Source organism: Agrobacterium sp. CCNWLW155 (assembly GCF_036888815.1).
In the GTDB taxonomy this organism is placed as follows: Bacteria; Pseudomonadota; Alphaproteobacteria; order Rhizobiales; family Rhizobiaceae; genus Agrobacterium; species Agrobacterium radiobacter.
The window spans coordinates 19347-35761 of the sequence record NZ_JBAKFW010000022.1; the positions used below are offsets into that span (position 1 = coordinate 19347).

At 56.6% G+C, this 16415-nt stretch carries 16 protein-coding genes and 2 pseudogenes; 12 read left to right on the forward strand and 6 right to left on the reverse strand.

The genetic code is table 11. The features are described 5' to 3' along the window. Nucleotides 1-79 precede the first annotated feature (79 nt). The 11 genes and pseudogenes from V6S97_RS27385 to V6S97_RS27435 all read left to right on the forward strand — a co-directional run. Nucleotides 80-982: a LysR family transcriptional regulator gene (locus tag V6S97_RS27385; RefSeq protein WP_334428217.1), complete on the forward strand. Its 903-nt coding sequence runs from the start codon at nucleotides 80-82 to the stop codon at nucleotides 980-982. A 144-nt stretch (nucleotides 983-1126) separates the two neighbouring features. Then, nucleotides 1127-2578, forward strand: coding sequence for a gamma-aminobutyraldehyde dehydrogenase (locus V6S97_RS27390; protein ID WP_334428218.1), 1452 nt, complete (start codon nucleotides 1127-1129; stop codon nucleotides 2576-2578). A 247-nt stretch (nucleotides 2579-2825) separates the two neighbouring features. Beyond that, nucleotides 2826-3890, forward strand: a complete 1065-nt coding sequence (locus V6S97_RS27395; RefSeq protein WP_334428219.1) for a phosphotransferase — start codon at nucleotides 2826-2828, stop codon at nucleotides 3888-3890. Further along, on the forward strand, nucleotides 3887-5236 hold the full coding sequence (locus V6S97_RS27400) for an aspartate aminotransferase family protein (RefSeq protein WP_334428220.1): 1350 nt from the start codon (nucleotides 3887-3889) through the stop codon (nucleotides 5234-5236). Before V6S97_RS27395 ends, V6S97_RS27400 begins: the two co-directional genes overlap by 4 nt. 53 nt (nucleotides 5237-5289) lie before the next feature. Next, nucleotides 5290-6327 carry an ABC transporter ATP-binding protein gene (locus V6S97_RS27405; protein WP_334428221.1) on the forward strand — a complete coding sequence of 346 codons (1038 nt, stop codon included), beginning with the start codon at nucleotides 5290-5292 and terminating at the stop codon, nucleotides 6325-6327. Nucleotides 6328-6492: 165 nt separating this feature from the next. Beyond that, nucleotides 6493-7845, forward strand: coding sequence for an ABC transporter substrate-binding protein (locus V6S97_RS27410; RefSeq protein ID WP_334428223.1), 1353 nt, complete (start codon nucleotides 6493-6495; stop codon nucleotides 7843-7845). A gap of 59 nt (nucleotides 7846-7904) precedes the next feature. Then, the gene (locus tag V6S97_RS27415; RefSeq protein WP_334428224.1) at nucleotides 7905-8765 is read left to right on the forward strand and encodes a carbohydrate ABC transporter permease; all 861 of its coding nucleotides are present in this window, start codon (nucleotides 7905-7907) and stop codon (nucleotides 8763-8765) included. Continuing rightward, nucleotides 8762-9724 (forward strand): carbohydrate ABC transporter permease, encoded by a 963-nt coding sequence (locus tag V6S97_RS27420; RefSeq protein WP_334428225.1) that lies wholly within the window; start codon nucleotides 8762-8764, stop codon nucleotides 9722-9724. Before V6S97_RS27415 ends, V6S97_RS27420 begins: the two co-directional genes overlap by 4 nt. Further along, a complete protein-coding gene (locus V6S97_RS27425) occupies nucleotides 9675-10208 on the forward strand; it encodes a hypothetical protein (protein WP_334428227.1) in 534 nt (177 codons plus the stop codon). Before V6S97_RS27420 ends, V6S97_RS27425 begins: the two co-directional genes overlap by 50 nt. Before the next feature lie 106 nt (nucleotides 10209-10314). After that, on the forward strand, nucleotides 10315-12048 hold the full coding sequence (locus tag V6S97_RS27430) for a phytoene desaturase family protein (protein ID WP_334428228.1): 1734 nt from the start codon (nucleotides 10315-10317) through the stop codon (nucleotides 12046-12048). 141 nt (nucleotides 12049-12189) lie between these two features. Next, nucleotides 12190-12701, forward strand: a pseudogene (locus V6S97_RS27435) (transposase); the annotation flags it as partial. Here V6S97_RS27435 and V6S97_RS27440 read toward each other — a convergent pair. Next, the gene (locus tag V6S97_RS27440) at nucleotides 12683-12805 is read right to left on the reverse strand and encodes a hypothetical protein (RefSeq protein ID WP_334428236.1); all 123 of its coding nucleotides are present in this window, start codon (nucleotides 12803-12805) and stop codon (nucleotides 12683-12685) included. The pseudogene V6S97_RS27435 and the gene V6S97_RS27440 overlap by 19 nt on opposite strands. Before the next feature lie 31 nt (nucleotides 12806-12836). Then, nucleotides 12837-13214: pseudogene (locus tag V6S97_RS29275) on the reverse strand (hypothetical protein); the annotation flags it as partial. A 316-nt stretch (nucleotides 13215-13530) separates the two neighbouring features. Between V6S97_RS29275 and V6S97_RS27445 the strand changes: the two are divergent. Further along, nucleotides 13531-13887: a hypothetical protein gene (locus V6S97_RS27445; RefSeq protein ID WP_334428230.1), complete on the forward strand. Its 357-nt coding sequence runs from the start codon at nucleotides 13531-13533 to the stop codon at nucleotides 13885-13887. A 55-nt stretch (nucleotides 13888-13942) separates the two neighbouring features. Here the strand turns inward: V6S97_RS27445 and V6S97_RS27450 are convergent, their stop codons facing one another. From V6S97_RS27450 to V6S97_RS27465, 4 genes are all read right to left on the reverse strand, one after another. After that, the gene (locus V6S97_RS27450) at nucleotides 13943-14248 is read right to left on the reverse strand and encodes a hypothetical protein (RefSeq protein ID WP_334428231.1); all 306 of its coding nucleotides are present in this window, start codon (nucleotides 14246-14248) and stop codon (nucleotides 13943-13945) included. Then, nucleotides 14248-15813, reverse strand: coding sequence for an IS66 family transposase (tnpC, locus tag V6S97_RS27455; protein WP_334428232.1), 1566 nt, complete (start codon nucleotides 15811-15813; stop codon nucleotides 14248-14250). Before tnpC ends, V6S97_RS27450 begins: the two co-directional genes overlap by 1 nt. A gap of 72 nt (nucleotides 15814-15885) precedes the next feature. After that, nucleotides 15886-16233: an IS66 family insertion sequence element accessory protein TnpB gene (tnpB, locus tag V6S97_RS27460; protein WP_012478058.1), complete on the reverse strand. Its 348-nt coding sequence runs from the start codon at nucleotides 16231-16233 to the stop codon at nucleotides 15886-15888. Continuing rightward, a partial coding sequence (locus tag V6S97_RS27465) for a hypothetical protein (protein WP_334428234.1) occupies nucleotides 16230-16415 on the reverse strand: 186 nt, incomplete at its 5' end. The genes tnpB and V6S97_RS27465, both read right to left, overlap by 4 nt.

The following is a 16415-nucleotide window of genomic DNA, read 5'->3' on the forward strand; positions in this document are numbered from 1 at the left end:
ATGCCGATACGTTGTTGCAGCCGCAAATGGCACACAGAGTTAAGGGTCCGCAGAATGAGCCCGGATAAGAGGAACATGTATGTATTTTACGTTCAGACAGGTCCAGTACTTCGTGCTGACGGCCGAACTAGGAACCATATCTGGCGCGGCGACGGCCGCGCGGATCTCGCAATCCGCGATTACCGAGAGCATTCGACAACTCGAAGAGCAGGTTGGAAGCGCGCTATTTTCCCGCCATGCTCGGGGGATCGCATTAACATATGAGGGGCACCGGTTCCTGCGACACGCCAAACTCATTATTTCTACGGTCAAAGATGCCGAAGACGCTTTCACCGCAAAAATCGACAACGTCGCCGGAACCCTGCGACTGGGGGTGACTAATCTGGTCGCTGGCTATTTCCTTTCTGACATTTTGGCTCGATTCAGGCGCGTGTTCCCTGAAGTATCGGTAGAGGTGGTCGAGGACCACCGGCGATATATTGAACATCTCCTCATTAGTGGCGAGCTGCAACTTGCACTTATGGTCATATCCAACATCGAAGAACAATTCGCCCTGTCGGTCGATCCGCTCATGCGATCGAGATTCAGAGTCTGGGTGTCCCCGAAGAATGGCCTCGCCGACAAAAGCCGTGTCAAATCATCCGATCTGCGCGATCAAAAGCTTATCCTGCTGGCCAATGACGACTTGCTGGAATCGATCTCCGGTTGGCTACAGGGCGAGGAACTGATCGACCAGGTCTTCTTGAGAACGACTTCGGTGGAAGCGGTCCGAAGCCTTGTGGGCACCAATACGGGCGTCGCCATTATGCCTGACCTGGCCTTTCGCCCCTACACTCTCGAGGGTGATCGCCTTGAAGCCCGTCCGGTCGAGGGCCTCTCGGTAACGCTGGACGTCGGACTGGTCTGGCGTCAAGGGTCGCCGGACACTGACCAAGCCGAGATTTTTAAAACCGTCGCCCGTGATTACCACTCGAAGCGATAGTCGAGAGAGATATCAATAAAACCGATATGTCATCCCAAGCATTTCGGATTTTCCCTTTGCTCAGTTCCGCGACACACTGCTGAAGATCGAACCGCAACAACAAGGTGCGGTCCGCAGAGCGCCCATAGGTCAGGGAGACACTTAATGGATATGACTACCACTCCGGCGTTTTCGACGAAGCTGCTTATCAACGGCGAGCTCGTAGACGGTATTGGCGGCGACGAGAAAATCTTGAATCCAGCGACAGGTTCGATACTTGTTTCCGTCAAGGAGGCGAGCCGGGAACAGGTGAATGCCGCGGTGGCCGCTGCGCAGTCCGCCTTCAAGACTTGGTCTCTTACGACACCGCGGCAGCGCTCCGAACTTCTGTTGGAAGTTGTCGAGCATCTCAAGCAGAATATTGAAGCTTATGCGCGTCTCGAATCCCTGAATTGCGGCAAGCCCTATCTCGGCATGCTCAATGGTGAAATGCCGGCGATCATTGACGCAATTCGCTTCTTCGCGGGTGCTTGCCGAGTGTTGAACGGCAGCGCTGCTGGCGAATATGTTGAAAATCATACGTCCATCATCCGCCGCGATCCGGTCGGCGTCGTCGGCTCTGTCGCGCCATGGAACTTTCCGCTGATGATGGCCGCCTGGAAGGTCTTCGCGCCCATTTCGGTTGGCAACACTGTCGTTGTAAAACCGTCCGAGCAAACCCCTCTCACGCTTCTTCGTCTTTGCGAATTCCTGGCGACCCTTTTGCCGAAAGGTGTTGTCAACGTGGTTACCGGCCGTGGAGAATCTGTGGGCTCGACGCTCGTATCACATCCCGGCGTCGCGATGGTCTCCTTAACAGGCGACGTCACGACCGGACAGAAGGTTCTGCAATCCGCTGTTACGACACTGAAGCGCACGCATCTTGAGCTTGGCGGGAAAGCGCCTGTCATCGTTTTCAACGATGCCGATCTGGACGCCGTCGTCGAAACGGTCCGCATGGCGGGGTTCGAAAATGCGGGCCAAGATTGCTGCGCGGCTTGCCTCGTCTACGCCCAATCAGGCGTCTACGAGAAGGTCGTGGAGAAGCTCAACACAGCGATCAAGAGCATTCGCAGCGGCGCCCCTGAGGACGTACAGACTGAACTCGGCCCGCTCATCAGCCAGCGCCAGCGGGACCGCGTCGAAAGTTTCGTTCAGCGCGCACGCAGCTCGCCGCACGTTGACGTTCTGACAGGCGGGAAGCCGGCCCTAGGAGACGGCTTTTACTACGAGCCCACTCTCGTCGTTGGCGCAAATGTTCAAGACGAAATCGTCCGTCGCGAAGTCTTCGGCCCGGTTGTGGCGGTGGCCCGCTTCGAAACCGCCGAGGAGGTGGTCGATTGGGCGAACGAGAGTCACTACGGCCTGGCATCTTCCGTGTGGTCGTTGAACACCACGACAGCGCTCAAGGTTGCCGCCCGTCTGCGCTACGGCACGGTCTGGGTAAATCAGCACTTCACACTTTTGAGCGAAATGCCGCACGGTGGTCTGAGGCATTCCGGTTACGGCAAAGACCAGTCCATCTATAGCCTCGAGGACTATACCTCGATCCGACATGTGATGTTCAACTTCTCGTAACGAAGCAAAGGGGGCACCGCGATGCTCTGCGCTGGTCCAGTTCAAATTCAGAGGCAGGTGGTGACCCGCTCTCAGCCCGAAGAGGTTTGCTGGGACATCGAAACCGCCTCCGCCGTTCTGTCCAGGTCGCCGCGGTCCCGACCGGCGACAGGCAAGCATGTGGTTTCAGGTGCGATTGTCGAGCAGAGGTCGAAATTAGCTTTCAGTCGCCGGTCCAGCAGTAGGAAGACCGAGGAGGAGGTTAAACATGTCTGAAGAAGACCTTCTCCAGAGGTTTGACGGAGGTGGAGATGGTGTCCGGTCTCGCGTAGAGGCGCAGGAGGTCGCGCAAATACTCGAGCAGTATTGGGGGGTGCGCGGACGCGTCAGAAGCCTGGTAGCAGAGCGTGACGAGATCCTGGAAGTTACCACCGGCGACAACTGCCATTTTGTCTTGAAGATCTACAGTGCGTCGGAATCGTCGTCCCTAGCCGATCTGCGGGCCCGGGCTTGCGTCCACATCGCCGAAAGTGACCCGGCCCTGCCGGTGCCGGAGATCGTCCGCACGAACGGTGGTCTGCAGGCGATCGCAACGATGGACAGTGGCGAAGATCGTGTCGTCCAGCTGATGACCTTTCTCGACGGCGTACCGCAGGTCCAAACCCCGAAAAGCAGTCGGCAGGCATTCGAGATCGGGATGGCCCTTGCAAGAACGGCAAGCGCGCTTGCCACGTTCGAACACCCTGCCGATCGGAGAAATCTCGTCTGGGATTTGGCAAATGCAGCAAGCGTGCGATCGCTGCTACCGGAGATCAACTCCGATCGCTGGCAAATGCCTCACCGGATCTTGCAGCGTTTCGAGGATATCACCCACGGGAAGCTGCACGATCTGCCTTCACAAGTCATCCATAATGACTTCAACGGGCACAATCTGCTGATGGATCCTCTCGATGCGACGAGGATTACCGGGATCATCGATTTCGGAGATGTGACGAGAAGCCAGCGGATCAACGATGTTGCCATCGCAGCCAGCTATCAGTTGCGTTTTGATGAGCCTGGCCTTTCTGGCGCGTTCGATGTAGTGCGAGGCTACAATTCCGTTACGCCCTTGGATCCGTGCGAAATCGCGATCCTACCAGACCTCATACTCACGAGACTCGCGACGGCTGTCGCCATTACGGAATTCCGTGCAATCCGGCTTCCAGAGCGTGCAAGTCAAATCCTCAAGAACACTGGTTACGCGTGGCGCGCGCTATCGCATTTAATGGAACTCGACAAAAAATGGGCAGTCGATCGGTTTTTCGCTGTCTGCGACAAGGAGACTTTCTCATGATTAAGCCGTTGATGATCAATGCGTTCGATCCAGATGCGGTTGACGGGCTGGACAATGAGACCCTCCTGCTCATTGAGCGGCGCAAGAAGGTACTCGGCCCGTCCTATAAACTCTTTTACGAAAGGCCGGTGCACGCCGTTTCCGCCGAGGGTGTATGGATCACCGACGGCCGGGGACAGCGCTACCTGGACGTCTACAACAATGTTCCCTCCGTTGGTCACAGCCATCCAAGGGTTGTTGAAGCCGTCTCCCGGCAGATGGCAGTGCTTAACACCCACACGCGTTATCTAAACGATGTCGTGTTGAGTTACGCGGAAAAACTTCTAGGACATTTTCCATGTGAACTGTCGAATGTGATGTTTACCTGCACGGGCAGTGAATCGTCTGATCTTGCCCTGCGCATAGCTAAAACTCACACCGGCGGTGTCGGCATTGTCGTGACCGAGAACGCGTATCACGGCCTCACCGAGCAGATCGCGCGAATGTCCCCATCGCTGGGTGTTGGCGTTCCGCTATGGCCCAATGTCAGAACTGTCCCGGCGCCGGATGCGTACCGCCTCGGACCTGAGAACGTTGCTGAAGTCTTTGCTAACTCCATCAAGGAAGCTTTCGAAGATCTGTCTCGCCACGGGTTCAAACCAGCCGCTTTTGTTGCAGACATGATCTTCTCCTCCGACGGCATCTTCGCGGACCCGGCCGGGTTCCTGAAGCCAGCTCTCGACGCGGTGCATGCTGCAGGTGCCTTGTTCATTGCCGATGAAGTTCAGCCGGGATTTGGGAGGACCGGGCCAATGTGGGGATTTGCGCGCCATGGTATCGTGCCCGATCTCGTCCTGATGGGCAAACCAATGGGTAACGGCCTGCCGATCGGCGGCGTGGTGGCTCGCCCTGAGGTTCTTGGCGAATTTGCAGCCACCGCCCGGTATTTCAATACGTTCGGTGGAAATCCCGTCTGTTGCGCTGCCGCGCACGCTACGCTTTCCGTGATTGAAGACGAGGGACTTGCCGAGAATTCCCTGAAAGTCGGCAACTACCTCCAGCGCGGTCTTCGCGAAAGGACAGCCGGCTTGGCGGCCGTTGGAGATATCCGTGGCGCGGGCCTCTTTGTGGGTCTGGACTTCGTCAAGGATTCCCAGACCAAGGAGCCAGACGGCGATCTCGGCCTGTTCGTTGTAAACGCACTGCGCGACAGAAACATTCTGATCAGCGCGAGCGGCGTTGAAGGAAATGTTTTGAAGATCCGTCCGCCGCTTCCGTTCGCGGCGGAACATGCCGACATCTTTCTGGATGCTTTCGAGCACGTCATTCGCAGCACCGAGTTCCAGCGCAAGGCGGCGGTACATTAGCCGGTCGCCTTTTGCAAGGCGACCATCGTTCAATACATACCTGAGGGCATGGCATGAGCATCGTTCAACTCAGCAACGTCAAAAAATCTTTCGGTCATTATGAGGCAGTGAAAGGGATTAGCCTCGACGTCGCGGACGGCGAGTTTCTTGTTTTGCTCGGCCCGTCTGGTTGTGGCAAATCAACATTGATGCGGATGATTGCCGGCATCGAAACCGTGACGTCGGGTGCTATCAGGATTGATGGCAAGGATGTCACGGATTTGTCACCAAAGGACAGAAATGTCGCGATGGTTTTCCAAACCTACGCGCTCTACCCGCACCTCACCGTTCGTGCCAACATCGAGTTTCCATTGAGAAAGATGAAACTCGACCGCACGCGGATCGAAGAACGCACGCTGTGGGCCGCCCGGATGTTCAGGATTGAGCGGCACCTTGATCGTAAGCCGAAGCAGCTTTCGGGCGGCGAGCGTCAACGCGTTGCCTTGGCAAGAGCCCTGGTACGAAATCCGTCCGTGTTCATGATGGATGAACCGTTGTCCAACCTCGACGCAAAACTGCGAGCGACAGCTCGGCAGGAGATTCAGCAGTTCCAGGCAGAAACCAAGGCAACGACGATTTACGTCACGCATGACCAGATCGAAGCCATGTCGCTGGGGCATAGAATTGCTGTCCTGTCGGAAGGCGAGGTGTGCCAGGTGGGAACACCGGATGAAATCTATAACCGCCCGGCCAATACGTTCGTCGCAACTTTTGTCGGGTCACCCGCGATGAACCTCGTTCCGCGTGGCAATCTCCTCGAAGGCTTCCGCCCCGAGCAACTTCTTCCCGATGGCCTGGTTGCCGAGAAGGCAGCAACCAGGGAAATCAGTATTATCGTGCGGCGGATAGAGAAGCTCGGCTCCACTCAGCTCGTCTACGGTACGCTGGACGGCGCCGGTGATGTTCAGATCGTTGCCGACGTGCCCGCAATGGCTGGCGGCAGGTTTACGATTGGAGAGCGGCAGACATTTCGGGTGCCGCTCCGGGAAATTCACTCGTTCGACAAGTCGACCGGAAAACGCCTGGAATCGAGCGCTGCTGCCGCAGCCTGATGAACCGGGGAGCGATCTTTTTAGAACGAGCTAATCAGTCGCGCTAACTGGGGCGCGGAATACTTGGTGGTGTTGGGTACGCAAGCGGTCCCGTAAACGGCATCACATCTGAAAGAAAAAACGGACCTATCAGTCAGAATCGAAAAAACAATAGGGGAATGAATTATGACAAATACACCTCGTTTCACAGTTCCGCTTATATCGCGTCGCTTCCTTCTGCAGTCGAGCGCTGTCGCTCTTGGGGCCGCAGCGTTGCCATCGGCTCTGTTTGCGCAGGACAAGACGGTGGTTACCCACTCGAACTGGCGCTCAACCGAGATGCCGGATATTTTCCTGAAGGTTTTCGATGATTATCGTAAAGCCAATCCGAACGTCGATCTCCAGGTCGAAGAAATCGGGTTCATCGAATACATCAAGAAAATGGAGCTTTCGGGCCAGGCTGGGGCATTACCGGACTCTTTCGAGCTTTGGGTTCCTACACAGCTCGCACGCTTTGCCGAGGAAGGCTGGATTGCTCCACTTGACGAATTGATCGCTGCAGACAAGTCGGCCGGCAACGACATCCTCGGCGCCTACGAACCCTGGGCAGACAGGGGCTACAAAGGTTCGACCTATGTCCTTCCCTCGCTCGGCCTCACCAACGTCCTGCTCTGGAACAGGACGGCATTCAAGGAAGCCGGCCTCCCGGACCGTGCTCCCGAGACCATCGACGAGATGCTGGAATTCGCAAAGAAACTGAACAAGCCACCGGAAATGTATGGCCTCGGACTCGATGGTAACGGCCCTGAGCTTTGGCTTGCTCTCGCCTGGATGTTCTACGCGAATGAGACCCGCATCGGTCGTGTCGGCGGAGACTTCCAGATCAACAAGCCAAAGGCGGTCGAAACCGTCCAGTTCATCGTGGATCTCGTGAACAAGCATGGTGTCGTGCCGTCATTCACGACAACTGACTTTGAGAAGTTGCGGAGTTCGTTTGCAGCCGGACGTGTCGCTATGATGCCGGACTGGAATGGCGTCCCAGCGGTGATTGAGGGATTGAAGCCGACGTTCGAATGGGCAATCTCGCCGCTGCCGAAGGGCAAGACCACAGGGGCAATGCTGATGGGCGGTGACAGCACCTACGCGATCAGCGCCAATGCGAAAAACAAGAAGGCTGCTTGGGAGTTCATCAAGGTCCTCGCCGGCCATGACACCCAGCAGGCGATCGCTGACAAGTGGCCATTCCTTATCACTCGGAAGGAAATCTGGGATGAGGTCCAGAAGGGCACCGTGGGCACATCCGACTCTTTGAAGATCGCTTTGGAGCAGTCGCGGCGCCCGAACGCCTACGATACCTACAGCGAGATGCCTCCTCAGTTGCTGCAGGCAGTAGACATTTTCCGAACCGAACTCCATGGCATCGTAGCGAACCAGCAGACCGCTCAGGAGGGAATGGACAAGGTGGCCAAGCAATGGGCCGACCTGTACCAGCAATGGGACGACAGCTACGGCGAACTCGGAGACCGCTACACCCGGTAGCAAGGCACGTAGGCAGTGCGCGACCAATAGGCCGCGCACCAATTTGAAAGGAGTGCGCCGTGACCTTCGATAGCCTTGCTCCGCGGGAAAGAGCTTCCGCCGTTCGCCGCCTGATACGTGGCAACTATCACACCTACATCATGCTTGGGCTTTTGCTCGGAGTAGTACTGCTGCCGATCGCTTATATGATCGTCATTGCGATCACCCCAGCAGACCTGCTCTTCAAGCAGATTATTCCTGAGCGAGTAACCTTTCAGAATCTCCTGAAGGTCTTCTCGACCGAGGAACTGATCTTGCCTTTCCGAAACTCTGTCGGGATCTCGGCTCTCACGGCGTTTTTCACGATTGCTTTGGCCGCACCAGCTGCATACGGCATGTCGCGCTACAGAGTGGGGCTATCCGGAACCCTTATCGTCTTGCTGCTGTTTACCCAGGTAATCCCGGTTGAAATTCTGGTCCTAAGTTACTTCCCATTCCTAAAATCCAGCGGTCTGATGGACACCTGGACTGGGTTGATCTTCCTCGACACCACCCTGACCGTGCCGTTCTGCACACTTATCTTGAAGTCGATGTTCGACGGCGTGCCCGAGGACATCGAGCAAGCCGCGCGTATTGATGGATGCAACTCTCTGGAATGTTTCTTTCGGGTAACCCTTCCACTCAGTTGGGGTGGCATTCTGGCGGCGTTCATCTTCGCCTTTTTAATGGCGTGGCAAGAGTTCTTGTATGGGCTTACGTTCACTGCTTCACTCGCGGCGCGCCCAATCACAGTCGCTCTCAATCTCCTGATCGGTCACTATACGATCAGCTGGGAAGTGCTGATGGCCGCAAGCTTTCTATCCGCGTTTCCGCTGCTCGTTGTTTTCGCGCTTTTCCAGGGCGTCTTTATCAAGGGGATGGTTGCGGGAGGTGTCAAATGATCATCGAACAACAGCCTCAGGCAGCTTTGGCTCCGGTCAGTGTAAACCGCGTGAAACTCGCAAGGGCCCGCCGGCGAGAGTGGGCTTTCTTTGTCGGGCCAACTTTCCTGTTCCTGATCGTCACCGGCATATTTCCGCTGGTAGCGAGCATCTACTCGGGCTTTTTCCAGACACGACGCGGGGAGCAGCATTTCGTCGGCCTTACCCATTACAAATGGGCGTTAGACGACGACGTCTTCTGGCACTCGACGATTAACAGTTTTATCTTTACCGGCGGCACAGTCATAGGGCATCTGCTGATCGGCTTGACCTTTGCACTTCTATTGAATTCAGCAAAAGGCATGCAGTCTTTTTGGCGGGGCCTGCAGTTCATTCCCTGGCTCTTCCCACCCGCAGCCGTGTCGATCCTTTGGATATTGATCTATCAAGGTCAGTTCGGGCTTTTGAATTCCTTGCTTCGCGACGTCGGCCTCGGAAGCTGGGCCATCGATTGGCTAGGGCAACCATCTTCCGCACTTGCGGCCGTAACGATCGCCAGCATCTGGAACTGGTATCCCTTCCTGACCTTGGTCTTGTTGGCTGCCTTGCAGAACGTCCCCGATGATCTCTATGAGGCAATGGGCGTCGATGGGGGAAGCGCCTGGGACAAGTTCCGCCTCGTCACGCTGCCCCATCTCGCTCCAGTGATGCTGACAGCTTGCCTGCTCGACTTCTTCTGGACGTTCCGGTTCTTCGATATGACGTGGATCATGACGAAGGGCGGCCCGGGGAGGTCTTCGGAAGTGCTCGCGACTTATCTCTACAAGCTGGCATTCCAGGAATATCGTTTCGATCGAGCAGCAGCCGTTGGCGGTCTCATCCTGCTGATGATGGCGGTTCTCACGGGGCTTTACCTGGTCGCCTACCGATATGTTGAAAATCTTTCCGGGCGCGAAAGAGCGGCACCGCACGCGAGCTAGGGAGACCACCCTCTCTGAAGAAATCTTTGACTACGAAAGGAAGTATCAAATGCACATGAAAACGATGTTGATCGTTTTTTCCGGCAAGGGCAAGCAGATTGGCCATGCAGAGGGGTTTGTATCGTCAACGGCCGACGGCGTCATCGCAAAACCCGAACTGGCAGACACCGGTCAGAGTGGCCAGCTATCGAGCCCGTGCGGGAAAGCCCGCTTCGAGACCGTCGTGATGGCAAGAAACGGTCGAACCGTGGAGGCTGGCCGGGTTCTTTTCCCTGAGATCGACAGCTACCTCGACGTGTTTACGCCTGAGACCGGTATCGTGCTCCCAGCGGATGAGGGAAAGGAAATCGGTTCGATCACGTGGCACATTCGGGACGGCGGTGGCGCGTTCGCCGGAGCGACCGGCGTCGTAACCGGCAACTTTGTAGGATACCCTGACGGAACATTCGTTGACCATCAAGTGTACCGGCTGCTTCTGCCCTGAAGAATAGAGAATGCGGACTAGGCCTTGATCAAGGCAACAGCCCGGAAATATCCCCATTTGATGAACCTGACTGGCTTGAGTGCCCTCATGGAAAGGACCGCTTGATATGAACCCAGGATCCGTGACTGCGGTGAAGGCTGACGCCATTGTGATTGGAGCGGGTCACAATGGTTTGGTTTGTGCAAATTATCTTGCGAGGAGTGGGCTTCGTGTCCTCGTTCTCGAGGCGCGCGACGTGATCGGCGGCGCTTGCGTCAGCGAGGAGCTCGTTCCCGGTGGCACATTCTCTTCCTGTTCCTACATCCAGATGATGTTGCGACGCGAGGTCGTCGAAGATCTGGAACTCAAAAAATACGGTCTGGTGTCAGTCGCGCCTGACATGCTTGAGATGGGCCTATGGGAAGACGGCGACCACGTCATGCTGTGGCGCGACATTGATCGAACCTTGAAGTCCATGGAAAAACACAATGCCCGTGATGGCGCGAATTTCATGCGCTTTGGAACGCGGTTGAGGCGTTTTGGCGAATTGACCGGCGCTCTTTTGATGAGTGATCCGCCGTCTGTCGAGGAACTTCGTGAGGTTTTCGAGCAGGCGGGAGAAGTCGAATTGTTCAACGAATTTGTCATGATATCTGCGGAGGATCTGCTTTCGCGTTATTTCGAGAGTGATCGACTGCGCGGTTTCATGATGTTCATGGGGATGGTTTCGACCTGGGGCGGCCCACGCACTCCCGGAACCGCCTATGTTTACGGTTACCATGCCCAAGGCGAGTTCGAAGGTAACTATGGTCAGTACGGCCTTCCGCAAGGTGGAATGGGCATGATCTCCGATGCGCTTGCCAAGGGTCTGGAAGCGTATGGCGGTTCCGTCAGAACCGGCTCACTCGTCCGTAAAGTGATAGTCCGGGACGATAGGGCAGTTGGCGTCGAGATGGTGTCTGGCGAAGTGATAGAAGCAGACTTGGTGGTTTCCAATGCCGACCCCAAGCGCTCACTGCAGGGCTTTCTTGATGCAGGTGTCCTGCCACCGCCGGTTGAGAGGAAGGCGTCGCAGATCGACGTCCGCGGTTCGATGGCCCGCATTCACCTTCTTGTCGATACCCTGCCCGACTATGTTGGCTTTACCCCCGGCAAAATCGGACCACAACATCAGGGTCTCGTCATCATGGGGGCGAGCCCCGCTCTTTACGAAAAGGCATGGGAGGCACAGAAGAAAGGCGACTTCCCGGACGATTTCGTGATTGAAGCCCTGATCCCTTCCGTTACCCACCCCGGCCTGGTCAAGAGGCCTGGGCACCACACGATATCGCTCGGCGTTCAACAACTGCCGTTCGATCTCGCCGATGGCGACTGGGACAGTCGTAAGGAAGAATGGGCCGACAAGGTTCTGGAAGTCTACTTCCGATACGCTCCCAACCTGCGCGGCAAAATTCTCGGACGCCACGTCATTACGCCCCGCGATCTGGAGCGGGTCTATAACATCACAGGCGGCAACATCTTCCATTCGTCGATGGTAGGAACTGAGAATAACTTCGACAAACGTCCGATCGAGGAGGCAGCACACTACCGCACGCCGGTGCAAGGATATTATCTCTGCGGCTCTGGTAGTCATCCTGGTGGTGGCGTGTCCGGTGCTCCGGGGCACAATTCTGCAAGACGCATCATCGCCGATCGTGAGGGGCGCTACAATGAGCGTCTAATCCGAGAGGATGCAGTCATGCGGAGCTCGACTCTGGCAAATCTGGTGATGAGCACCGGTGTCGGCCGCAAACTCGGTTATTCCGTTGCACGAAGTTCCGTGTTCCGGAAAATTGTAGAGCGCCTCAACAAGACAAAATGAAGGTACGGTGAGATGGACGGGTTTCTCATTCGCGGCCCGGTAATTCTATCCCCAGAGTGGGACATGGCCGACAAGGTACGGAGGCCGTCTACGGCGTGCCGGAGCCCGCTGCCGTGCGGCAGCGGTACTCTCATTGAGCCGATCCGTCTGAAGGGGTTCGACCGCATGTTCGCGCGCACGCTTGTTGCGGCTCGCACCGGGTTGGTCCACATGACGACGAACCTTCCAATCAGATCCGCGGCATCATGAAGACGTTCGGTCTGGCCGTCCCAGCCGGCAAAGGAAGCGTATTCGAGAAGAACGTTCGAAATCTCCTTTCCAGCCATCATGATCTAGCACATATCGTGCTACCGCTTCTCGATGCTTGGAAAGGTCTCCGCGCCGGTGCTGCGGTCACTCGGCCCAGTTGGTTGCTGATGCCCGCCAAAGCCAGGCTTGCCACATCCTGATGTCATCCCCGGCGTGGGAGCAATCACTGCGACATCTTTCGCAACGGCCGTTTAAAAGCCGGAAAACTAAAGGACGTCTCGGTCCGTGGGCGCGTGGATCGGTCTTACCATGCGCCGCTACCAATCCGGCGAAGTCGATTATGACGGACATATGTCCGACGCGGCGACCGCCATTTGCGAGGGCTTCAATACGAAGCGGCCTCAAAACCAAGCCTGTTCCGTAACGGCTTTGTCTCGATCAGCGCCAGTTCATCAAAGTTGAGGCTCCACCATCTGGCGAGTTTCGCGCCATCCCACTTCTGCTGCACGTCACGCTCCCACGGTTAAATCTTCCAGTGGCTATTTTGCGTGCAAGTGTGTTCTCTTGAACACAGAAGCAGAAGATTCTCCATCTGTTCTTGCAGTTGGCCGTTTTCGCAGCGACGTACGCACTGGGCCGACTTTGATGAAGAAATTAGGCAGAGCGTCCAAAAACTCTTTCGATGAATGATGGCATGCGCTGTACAGTGCCGGAACTCTTGGGGGGTGCGATATTTTCCGGATTTCGATGCCCAATAGCCCCGAGACAACACGACGGCAATCTGATGCAGAGAAATGCTTCATGCCAATCAGAGCAGCGATACGCTGTTCGAAGCTCTTATAAATGTCCTCACCAGTGATTTTTTCATAGATCACGCCAAGCGTGTTGAAGTCCCAATTGTTATAATACCAGGAGGAACCGGGAGCAAAGCTTCCGCAGCGATGGTCGCTTTGCCTTCATGCCTGGCGGTTCATAGGTGGCCTGGTGATATACGCCCGAATGTACCATTAGCAGATCGCGAATGCTCGCCTGTCGCTCCTGATCTGAAAGAGCAGGATTGCGATCATCGATATTCAATTCTGCTAGCGTCGTCGCTAGGTTCAACGGCTTGTCTATAGCGTCAGCTCCGTAGAGGGGTAAGCGTCCGGTTAACTGATTTACAGGCGAGGGATGGCGTTTTCCGTGTCTAAGACGCTATGATAACAACCTCAGCGTTTAGAGGTTGGGCTTTTGATGCGTGAGATTATTCTGCTTCTGGTCGTGGCTCTTGGAACACCGAGCTACGGTCAAGCTTCAACGGAACTTGGACCGAACACGGATGAGCATCCTTTCCAGTGTGGAGCGGCCTTTGCGATGATGGCGAAGGTTTACCAAGAAGCTGGAGACGCCAAAATGTCCGCAGGCTACCAAACAAAATTCGACAAGCTGGCTACTCAGGCGCAAAGCATTTTCGAGCGATCACGGCGATCAAAGAGCGATGCAGAAGCCTACATGCAAAAGCATGTAGACTCTTTGGCTGCTGTCGCCGAGAAAGACGCCGCGCTTGTTATTGATTTTGCCCGAGTTTGCGACCAGCGATTTCCCGGGTAAGTGAGTGAGCACCGGTGTATCGGCGAACGCATTTTCGGGTGTCGAGAGATGGAAGCTATAGACCGCGTTTCATCTCATCGGCCATGACGCGGTCGATTATTTCAGGATCGCACTGCGTGTCGATGAGGAACTCGCGGATGCCGCCCTCCCACGTCCTGATGTCGGCAAGTAGGCTTTGAAGCTCTTCGATGCCGTTCTCGGTCAGACCCTTCGTGCCATCCTCACTGCCATCACTGACGTAAACCAGTTCGCCTTCGGAGATGTTGTCCGAGTTTGCGGTGATTTCCTCGATCAGTTCGAGGTTCTCGCTGATCATGCCGGCGACTTGGCTGAGCGTGTAGATGAACCTCGAGCGAGCCATCAGGCGGCCTCGTGTCGAGCTTTTGCCGGCGTCCAGTTCCAAGGCAGCAGGTCTTCAAGTCGATCCTTGGGGTGATCCTGGATCCGGGTCAGGACATCTGTCAGATAGACCTCCGGATTATGGCCTTGCAGTTTGACCGTCTCGATGATGGTCAGAATGTTGGCGATGCGCTCACCGCCCTTATCCGAGCCGGCAAACAGCCAGTTCTTCCTTCCAATTCCAAGCGGACGCATGGCTCGTTCAGCGATGTTGTTGTCGATTTCGACACGGCCATCATCGATGTAGACGCTCAAGGCTGCCCATCGCGACAGCGCATATCGCATCGCCTCGGCCAGTCTCTGCTTCTGTGGCAGAGTTGAGAGTGTCGCCTCGATCCAGGCCTTGAGCTCGTCCAGAACGGGCCGGGCATGGTGTTGGCGCAGAGTACGCCGCTCGTCAGCCGCCATGCCGCGGATCCGGTTCTCGATATCGTAGAGCGCGCCGATGCGCGACAGCGCTTCCTCCGCGATCGGTGACGGCTTCAGCTTGATCACATCATGGAACTTGCGCCGCACATGCGCCATGCAGGCGGCCTCAACGATCTGGTTGCCGTAGAGTTTCCTGTAGCCCCCATAACCGTCGGCATGCATGACGCCGCTGAAGCTTGCCAGGTGGTCAGCCGGATGTGCCCCCTTGCGGTCAGGGCTATAGTAATAGGCGATGGCTGCGGGAGTGGCGGATTGATAGCCACTGCCGTCGAAGACATAGACCCAGACCCTGCCGGTTTTTGTCTTGCCCCGCCCGGGGTCGAGAACATCGACCGGGGTATCGTCAGTATGTATTCGGTCGAGTGCTGCGATATGGGCCCTAATCAACAAGACGAGTGGTGTCAGTAAAGCGGATACGCAGCCGACCCAGTCGGCCATCACGGATCGGGAGATGTCTATCCCCAACCGGTCGTACATCTCGGACAGGCGGTAGAGGGGAATGTGATCGTCAAACTTCGCGATCATGATATGGGCGAGCAGTCCCGGCCCGGGTTTACCGCGCTCGATCGGCAAGGTCGGCATCTCGCCAGCCACCGTCGTATCGCATTCCCGGCAGATCATACGCTTTTCGACATGCCGGACAATCTTGACTGACGCCGGCACGTGCTCGAGCACCTGAACCACCCTGTCCGCCGCCTTCAGGAATGACGTGCCACCGCAGGTCGGGCAATTGCACGGAGCCGCATAAACCAGTTCCTCGGCGGGAAGACCATCAGGCAGAGGCTTGCGCTTCGGCTTCTCGGATACATCGTCCAACTCCGGCAGAGGAGTTTTGCCGGAGCGCAGTTCAGCCTCGGCACGGGAGGCCTCGATCTCCTCCAGCATCAGCTCGAACTGCTCGATCTTCCGGTCGATCTTTTCCGAAGAAGCGCCATGCTGCCGATGTCGGAGCAGCTCCAGTTGTGAGCGAAGAAGCCCGATTATGGAGTCACGCTTGATGACCTCGGCTTCCTGGCTCTCAAGTTTCGCCGCCTGTTCGGCGACCAGTACGCGCAAAGCAGTGAGCTCTTCCTGACTGTCCAGCGGCGCTGTTTCCATACCCGCAAATCTAGCCGATTTGCCTCTGACGCGCCAGCGTTAAGCCTCGGATGCGCCTGCAAAATATGGCTTTTATCCCGTTCGGCCAGGAGCGGATGTCCACGCCGGGCGGCGCCAATCGATCCCTTCGACGAGCATCGAAAGTTGCGCCTGCGTCAGGTGCGCGACGCCCTCTTTCGCCGTCGGCCAGGGAAAGTATCCGCGCTCCAAAATCTTGTAGAACAGGCAGAACCCCTGACCGTCCCACCAGAGAAGCTTGATCCGATCAGCGCGCTTTCCGCGGAAGCCGAAGATCGCACCGGAGCCCGGCGCCTCCTTCACGACCGTCTCGACCAGCGCGGACAGACCATCAATGCCACGCCGCATATCGGTCACCCCGCAGGCCAGATAAACCCGCACATTTCCCGATGGCCCAATCATGCCGCCTCCACGCAAGCGACCAGCGGACCAAGCAGCTTCAACTCAACGTCAGCCGGGACCTTCAAGCGCCGACCGTTTCGGAGCAAGATCTCGAGGATCGCCGGCCTAGAGCAGATCCTGTGATCGATGAATCGATTGTGAAGTGACGGGGCGAGCGGAAGCTGATTCAACATCCACAGCGA

Excerpts from the sequence above, each read along its gene's own strand:
- V6S97_RS27385 (WP_334428217.1), top strand. The coding sequence starts at position 80 with ATGTATTTTACGTTCAGACAGGTCCAGTACTTCGTGCTGACGGCCGAA.
- V6S97_RS27390 (WP_334428218.1), top strand. The coding sequence starts at position 1,127 with ATGGATATGACTACCACTCCGGCGTTTTCGACGAAGCTGCTTATCAAC.
- V6S97_RS27395 (WP_334428219.1), top strand. The coding sequence starts at position 2,826 with ATGTCTGAAGAAGACCTTCTCCAGAGGTTTGACGGAGGTGGAGATGGT.
- V6S97_RS27400 (WP_334428220.1), top strand. The coding sequence starts at position 3,887 with ATGATTAAGCCGTTGATGATCAATGCGTTCGATCCAGATGCGGTTGAC.
- V6S97_RS27405 (WP_334428221.1), top strand. The coding sequence starts at position 5,290 with ATGAGCATCGTTCAACTCAGCAACGTCAAAAAATCTTTCGGTCATTAT.
- V6S97_RS27410 (WP_334428223.1), top strand. The coding sequence starts at position 6,493 with ATGACAAATACACCTCGTTTCACAGTTCCGCTTATATCGCGTCGCTTC.
- V6S97_RS27420 (WP_334428225.1), top strand. The coding sequence starts at position 8,762 with ATGATCATCGAACAACAGCCTCAGGCAGCTTTGGCTCCGGTCAGTGTA.
- V6S97_RS27425 (WP_334428227.1), top strand. The coding sequence starts at position 9,675 with ATGTTGAAAATCTTTCCGGGCGCGAAAGAGCGGCACCGCACGCGAGCT.
- V6S97_RS27430 (WP_334428228.1), top strand. The coding sequence starts at position 10,315 with ATGAACCCAGGATCCGTGACTGCGGTGAAGGCTGACGCCATTGTGATT.
- V6S97_RS27445 (WP_334428230.1), top strand. The coding sequence starts at position 13,531 with ATGCGTGAGATTATTCTGCTTCTGGTCGTGGCTCTTGGAACACCGAGC.
- V6S97_RS27450 (WP_334428231.1), bottom strand. The coding sequence starts at position 14,248 with ATGGCTCGCTCGAGGTTCATCTACACGCTCAGCCAAGTCGCCGGCATG.
- tnpC (WP_334428232.1), bottom strand. The coding sequence starts at position 15,813 with ATGGAAACAGCGCCGCTGGACAGTCAGGAAGAGCTCACTGCTTTGCGC.
- tnpB (WP_012478058.1), bottom strand. The coding sequence starts at position 16,233 with ATGATTGGGCCATCGGGAAATGTGCGGGTTTATCTGGCCTGCGGGGTG.